Origin of the sequence: Marinobacter algicola DG893 (genome assembly GCF_000170835.1) — a bacterium.
GTDB lineage: Bacteria > Pseudomonadota > Gammaproteobacteria > Pseudomonadales > Oleiphilaceae > Marinobacter > Marinobacter algicola.
Window position 1 is genome coordinate 1 of sequence record NZ_ABCP01000072.1, and the last position, 7,140, is coordinate 7,140.

The following is a 7,140-nucleotide window of genomic DNA, read 5'->3' on the forward strand; positions in this document are numbered from 1 at the left end:
GGCTTTCCAAAACTGTACGGAGCCATGGATGGCGGAGTCCAAGCGTCACATGGATGTGCCGAAGGAGCGTGTTTTGGAAAGCCGTCCCCACCTGTGCGTTAACTCATATACAAGCAGGCTAGAGGGCCCATCAAACCAGACTGGCCCATAGATCATGCTCATCCGCATGCTCAACCATAGCCTGAACAATCTGTCCCGGAACAAGACCAGTTTCGTCGTTGAGATAAACCATGCCGTCAATCTCCGGCGCATCCGCCTTGGAGCGGCCGATGGCACCTTCTTCGTCGACTTCGTCAATAAGAACGTCAATAGTCTGACCGATTTTCGCCCGTAAGCGGGCCGCTGATATTCCAGCCTGCTTTTCCATGAACCGGGCCAAGCGCTCTTCCTTCACCTCTTCCGGAACCGCCCCTTCAATCTCGTTGGCCTTTGCCCCTTCTACCGGGCTGTACTTGAAGGCACCAACCCGATCAAGCTGCGCCTCATCCAGCCAATCCAGCAGGTACTGGAAATCCTCCTCTGTTTCGCCGGGGAAACCGACAATAAAGGTAGAACGGATGGTGAGCTCCGGGCAGATGTCACGCCACTTGCGAATGCGCTCCAGAGTCTTGCTGTCATGGGCCGGTCGTTTCATGGCCTTGAGCACTTTGGGGCTGGCGTGCTGGAACGGGATATCCAGGTACGGCAGGATTTTGCCCTCCGCCATCAGCGGGATTACATCGTCCACGTGCGGATAGGGGTAAACGTAATGCAGGCGTACCCAAACGCCCATTTCGCCCAACGCCTCACACAGGGACTGCATTTTGGTTTTCAACGGGCGGCCCTGCCAGAAGCCGGTACGGTACTTGGTGTCGACACCGTAGGCAGAAGTGTCCTGGGAGATCACCAGAAGCTCTTTCACGCCAGCGTCCACCAGGCGCTTGGCCTCATCCATCACGTCACCAATCGGACGGCTAACCAGGTCGCCACGCATGGACGGGATGATGCAGAAAGTGCAGCGGTGATTGCAGCCTTCGGAAATTTTCAGGTAGGCGTAATGCCGGGGTGTCAGTTTGATACCTTGAGGAGGCACCAGGTCCGTGAACGGATCGTGTTGCTTGTTCGGTGGCACGAACTGGTGCACCGCACCAACAACTTCCTCGTAGGCATGGGGGCCGGACACGGCGAGAACGCCGGGGTGAGTGTCACGTATTCTCTCCGCTTCAACACCCATGCAACCGGTTACGATGACCTTGCCATTTTCATTGATCGCTTCACCAATGGCATCCAGGGACTCCTGCTTGGCGGCGTCGATGAAGCCACAGGTGTTCACCACAACGATATCAGCGTCGTTATAGGTTGGCACCACATCGTAGCCATCCAGCCGGAGCTGGGTCAGGATGCGCTCGGAATCAACCAGGGCCTTGGGGCACCCGAGACTGATAAAGCCCACTTTTCCGCTGCCTGCGGGAACGGATGAAATTTTGTTTGTCATAACCTGCACGAAATCTTGGCGCCGTTAGTGGCACCGGTGGATGTTGGCGCGTAGTTTACCGCAGCCAATCCGACACCGTCAGCAACCGCTGCTCATCGTATTCGCAGGATCGCGACAGTTCCGCATCGATTTTGGTAACACAACGCTCACAGCCAGTTCACAAATCTGACAGTTTTGGCGACAGGCAACTTGCTGATCACCAAACAAACAACTAGACTTTCAGGAAGTTAAGATCGAAACACCAAGCGCTTGCTGTTTTTTGCGCTCGCCATGTTGCATATTTATGACCATTGGCGCGGCTTTCTCACGTGTATAGAAAGAAGGCAGCGAGTAACAATAATAAAGGATTGAACGATGGGTAAGGCTGCCTGCTTTGAAACCAGAGATGCAAGAAGAGTGTCTATGAAACCAGTTGCCGCCAAGCCAAACCTACGCAACCAACAACGCGTCGATGTTGCTACCGAAGCCCGGATTGAAAAAACCGACGGCAGTTGCCTTACCTGCAAAGTCTCCAACATTTCCCGAACCGGTCTGATGGTTCTCTGTGATCAGGATTCCGTGAGAAAACTGGTCCCTGGCCAGAAAACACCGGCCCCCGGAAACTGGATATCCGTCACCACGACCTTCTCTGTACCAGTTGTTGCCAACCAACCCGTTTCAGTGATCGCCGGAGGCAACATCGTCCACATGCGACGGATTGCCCGAGACCAGTTCCAGCTCGGCATCCAGTTCGCGGAGTTCGAAGGCAATGGTTTTGAATACGTGAACAACTACGTCAGCAAACTGCTTTCCACCTCGTCACACTGAAATCGGAAGTTTTACCCTTCAGCCTGTCCTGCCGCTATATTGTTATAGCAGTAAACTCTAGTTACCCGACTTCTTATGCCAAGGCCTGATCTGGTATCATTGCGGCATTCACACGCCCAGCCTCTATCGAATCTGGAGGCACGCAAAGCGGTAACAGGATACGATGACCACTTACAACCTGACGCACCTCAAACAGCTGGAAGCGGAAAGCATCCACATCATTCGGGAAGTTGCAGCCGAGTTCGACAACCCGGTCATGCTCTATTCCATCGGGAAGGATTCTGCAGTCATGCTGCACCTGGCCCGCAAGGCCTTCTATCCCGGGAAGCCCCCCTTTCCGTTAATGCACGTGGATACCACGTGGAAGTTCAAGGATATGATCGATTTCCGGGACCGCAAGGTTAAGGAATACGGTCTGGACCTGATCGTTCACAAGAACGAAGACGGTATCAAGCAAGGCATCGGCCCCTTTACCCACGGCAGTGCCAAGCACACCGACGTGATGAAAACCCAGGCCCTCAAACAGGCCCTGGACAAGTATAAGTTTGATGCCGCATTCGGTGGCGCTCGCCGGGATGAGGAAAAATCCCGCGCCAAAGAACGTGTCTACTCCTTCCGTGACGAGTACCACCGCTGGGACCCGAAGAACCAGCGCCCGGAGCTGTGGAACATCTACAACGGCAAGATCAACAAAGGCGAGAGCATCCGGGTATTCCCGCTCTCCAACTGGACCGAGCTGGATATCTGGCAGTACATCTACCTCGAGAACATTGAAATTGTGCCACTTTACTACTCCGCCAAGCGGCCCGTCGTAGAGCGTGATGGCACGCTGATCATGGTCGACGACGACCGCATGCCTTTGAAAGAAGGCGAAAAGCCGATGATGAAATCCATCCGTTTCCGCACTCTGGGCTGTTACCCACTGACCGGCGCCATTGAATCCGAGGCAGACACACTGCCGGAGATCATCCAGGAAATGCTGCTGGCGACCAGCTCCGAACGTCAGGGCCGCGTAATCGACCACGATTCGGCCGGCTCCATGGAACAGAAAAAGCGGGAAGGGTATTTCTAAGATGTCACACCAGTCTGATCTGATTGCGGAAGATATTCAGGCCTACCTGAAGCAACACGAAAATAAGGAACTGCTGCGCCTACTCACCTGCGGCAGTGTGGACGACGGCAAGAGCACCCTGATTGGTCGCCTGCTGCACGACACCAAGATGATCTATGAAGATCATATGGCAAGCCTGAAAAGCGACAGCGCCAAAATGGGCACGACTGGCGAAAAGCTGGACCTTGCCCTTTTGGTCGATGGCCTGCAGGCCGAGCGGGAACAAGGCATCACTATTGATGTTGCCTATCGCTTTTTCTCCACCGATAAACGCAAATTTATCATTGCAGACACTCCGGGCCACGAGCAGTACACTCGCAACATGGCAACAGGGGCATCGACGGCTCAAGTTGCAATCCTGATGATCGATGCGCGCCACGGAGTTCTGACCCAGACCCGCCGCCACTCTTACATTGCCTCCCTGCTTGGCATTCGCCACATTGTGGTCGCAGTGAACAAAATGGATCTGGTTGATTTCAGCGAAGAACGCTTCAATGAAATCAAGGATGACTACCTGGCGTTTGCCAACCAGCTTGGCTTGAAGGATATTCGCTTTGTTCCGCTGTCTGCGCTCGAAGGCGACAACGTCGTTAACAGGAGTGAGAACACGCCCTGGTTCGACGGCCAGCCACTGATGGACATTCTGGAGACCGTGGAAGTATCCCACGACAAAAATCTGGAGCACTTCCGCTTCCCCGTCCAGTACGTGACGCGCCCAAACCTGAACTTCCGTGGATTCTGCGGAACGATTGCGTCCGGCGTAATCCGCCCGGGCGACAAGGTAATGGCCCTGCCCTCCCGGCGTACCAGCACCGTCAAGGATGTCGTGACGTTTGATGGCAATCTGGAAGAAGCCTACATCGATCAGGCAGTCACGCTGACACTGACCGACGAGATCGATGTCAGCCGAGGAGACATGCTGGTTAAGGCAGAGGATGAGCCTGAAGTGGGCAACCGCTTCACCGCCAATATTGTTTGGATGACGGACGGCCCGCTAGAGACCGGGCGCCTGTACGACATCAAACTCGGGCCGACGTTTACCTCTGCCACCGTCAAAAAAATTCATCACCAGACCGACGTCAACACACTGGAGAAGAACGACAATCCGTCTGCCCTTCAGTTGAACGAAATCGGACTGTGTGAGCTGACCCTGAGCCAGCCCATTGCGTTTGATGCCTATCCGCGCAACCACGCCACAGGCAGCTTCATTGTGATCGACCGGCTGACCAATGTGACGGTTGGGGCGGGTATGATTGCCGGCACTGCTGGCACGGTTGAATCGCTGGACCCGGTAACCAGCGAGGAGCGCGAACGCCGTCTGGCCCAGAAGCCTGCCATCATTGCCTGTAATGGCAAGCAGGCAGCGGCGCTGGCCCTGGCGGTTGAACGGGCGCTGTTCGACCAGGGCAAGACGTCCGTTGTACTCAGCGAGGACAATGCCGGCAATGCCGAAGACCGTCGTCGCGCAGCGCAGGTGGTCAGTGCCCATGGCCTGATTGCCATTGCGGTGAACCTGGGTGCGGATGTGGCGTCGGCGTCTGTTTCTGCAGACGATGATCAGCAGATTACTGAAGCTGTGACTTCGCTGATTCAGGACCTGATGCGGCATAAACGGGTTTAACCCGTATTACGGGACTTCATGCAGCCCCCTTGGCCTTAAACCTTGGGGGCTTTTTCTTTTGGGGGCTGGTCCCGCGGCCTACAAAATCCACTACAATGCCTCCCCCTGAAGGTTTACCCTCAGCCCCTACACGCTCTATCAACCAAGGGACTCTCGACTCCATGGCCATCAAACAGCTTCGAACTCTCTTCGCCAGCCAGTATCAGCCCGGACAGCCAGCGCGTGTTCGTCCCGGCGAGGCATTGGCCGAGCCGGGTGGTGACTATGAGGCGCTTCATAAACAGATGAAGCGCCTGTTCAACAGTAAGCCGGGAAAGAAGTACGGTCGTTTTTCCGAGGATATCGGTGAAAGTCCGTTCAGCAGCTGGCTGAAGGACTACCGGGAGGATAAGCAGAGCTTTGCGTCGATGACTGACCGTCTGTTCGGCCAGTGGCAGGAACTGCTTAACAGCGCCCAGGAGGAGTTTGAGGGACATCTGATGATTGTCCACGAAGCCCTGGCGGATGCGGAGGTGGTTTATCTGTTTATCCTGGAAAACGACAGTGCCATGCGTTTTGATGCCCAGCAAACGTTGGACGCCACAGACATCCTGAGCCTGTCGCGGCTGAATCTGGCGGTGCGCGTGGAATTGGACGACTGGCTGGGTGACAACGCCGGCGAAAATTACCTTACGCTGGTCCACGCCCGTGGTTCCGGCGAGGGTGGTGATCTGTTCATCAGGTTGTGCGGCTTCACCAATCAGGTGGATGTGGAGAAGGAAACGCTGACGTTCATGGATGCGGTGGAAGCCTTCGCCAAGTCTTCCGAGCCGGAGGAAGCGGGTAAGATTCGGGCGCGGGCTTATGAGTTTTCAAAGGAGCAGCATGCGTTGGGTGAGCCTGTGGCCATTGAAGCTCTGTCGGGCTATCTGGACGAGAACGAGCCCCAGCGTTTCAAGGAGTTTGCCAGTGAAACCGCTGAGCTGCCGGAAAGTGGGGTGCTGCATCCGGATCATCGGAAGGTGAAGAAGCTTGTGCGGATTGCGGGCTCGGGTGGTGGCATGAGTGTGTCGTTCTCGTCGGATCTGGTAAATCAGGCGGTTTATTATGACCGTGATAACGACGCACTGACGATTACACGGTTGCCTAAAGCGTTGCGGGAGCAGTTGCAGCGGTATCTGGAGGGGCGTGAAGAGTGATGTTGCTGGCCTTTTAGCCGGATGGCTTTGGGGGCTGGTCCCGCCATGGGGTAGCATTTTCTTCTGGAAAAAGAACTCGCTGCGCTCGGACACCTTTTTCCTGCAGAAAATGCTACCCCACACCGTGACCGATTTAATCACGAGTTAGCGCCAAGGCTTTATTTATGACTCATCGGTTACTTCGGTAGCCGTGTCTGTCCAACGTGGGCGGTTTGCTCGCAGCTTCCGGACTTCCTGCATCCAGCCTACGCCATCCACCAATTCACCGGTTTCCGGGTCGATGGGCGGATACGGCAGGTTCCGGTCGTCGCAGTATCGCTTTACGACCGGCTGGCACCAGCAGAACAACAGGCGTGTGTACTCGTCGTCCGCTAACCTCTGGTGGTCATACAGGCCCGCCAGTTTCCGCTGCCGCTGTGCTTCGGACAGGATAATCGCGCAAGCCGAGGATACGTTCAGGGACTCCACCATGCCCATCATGGGTATCACAATATGCTCGTCGGCCTGTTCGGCGGCGCCGTGGCTGACACCATCCACTTCATTACCCATGATCACCGTGCAGGGCACGGTAAAATCCGCTTCCCGATAGTCAATTGCCCGATCTGAAAGCTGTGCTGCGTAGAGTTTGTGGCCCTGCCCTTTCAGCTCTGAAACGGCATCGTCCATGGTGGGGTGCGTGTGGGTGGTCACCCAGTTGTAGCTGCCTCCAGCGGTTTTGCGGAAGGCCCGGAAACCTTCCCGCGGCCAGACCACGTGCATGTTAGCAAGACCAAAGGCATCGCAGGAGCGGATGATGGCCGACAGATTGCGGGGTTTGTGCACCTGGTCGGTGAGGACGCTGAGATCGGGCTGGCGAGTATCCAGGGTTTGTTTGATTCGGGCTAAGCGTTCGGGGGTCATGGTTGTTTGGGCGTTTAGTAAATGAGGCTTATCACATTGAATGGGGAAG

The 7,140-nt window shown here is 55.7% G+C and carries 6 protein-coding genes; 4 read left to right on the forward strand and 2 right to left on the reverse strand.

Annotation, left to right across the window (positions count from 1 at the left end; all coding sequences use genetic code 11):
- Nucleotides 1-130: 130 nt before the first annotated feature.
- Nucleotides 131-1,474: a 30S ribosomal protein S12 methylthiotransferase RimO gene (rimO, locus tag MDG893_RS19920; protein ID WP_007155646.1), complete on the reverse strand. Its 1,344-nt coding sequence runs from the start codon at nucleotides 1,472-1,474 to the stop codon at nucleotides 131-133.
- A 402-nt stretch (nucleotides 1,475-1,876) separates the two neighbouring features.
- On the opposite strand from rimO, the gene MDG893_RS19925 reads away from it, so the two are divergent.
- The 4 genes from MDG893_RS19925 (at nucleotide 1,877) to MDG893_RS19940 (ending at nucleotide 6,191) form a co-directional block, all read left to right on the forward strand.
- Nucleotides 1,877-2,281 (forward strand): PilZ domain-containing protein, encoded by a 405-nt coding sequence (locus tag MDG893_RS19925; protein ID WP_007155647.1) that lies wholly within the window; start codon nucleotides 1,877-1,879, stop codon nucleotides 2,279-2,281.
- Nucleotides 2,282-2,444: 163 nt separating this feature from the next.
- Entirely contained in the window at nucleotides 2,445-3,353 is a 909-nt protein-coding gene (gene cysD / locus MDG893_RS19930) for a sulfate adenylyltransferase subunit CysD (protein WP_007155648.1), read from the forward strand.
- A 1-nt stretch (nucleotide 3,354) separates the two neighbouring features.
- Complete coding sequence (cysN, locus tag MDG893_RS19935; protein ID WP_007155649.1) at nucleotides 3,355-5,013, forward strand: sulfate adenylyltransferase subunit CysN; 1,659 nt, start codon at nucleotides 3,355-3,357, stop codon at nucleotides 5,011-5,013.
- 161 nt (nucleotides 5,014-5,174) lie between these two features.
- Entirely contained in the window at nucleotides 5,175-6,191 is a 1,017-nt protein-coding gene (locus tag MDG893_RS19940; protein WP_007155650.1) for a nucleoid-associated protein, read from the forward strand.
- A gap of 162 nt (nucleotides 6,192-6,353) precedes the next feature.
- Here MDG893_RS19940 and trmH read toward each other — a convergent pair.
- Nucleotides 6,354-7,140, reverse strand: a 787-nt coding sequence (gene trmH, locus MDG893_RS19945; RefSeq protein ID WP_244264463.1) for a tRNA (guanosine(18)-2'-O)-methyltransferase TrmH, incomplete at its 5' end; no start/stop codon positions are given.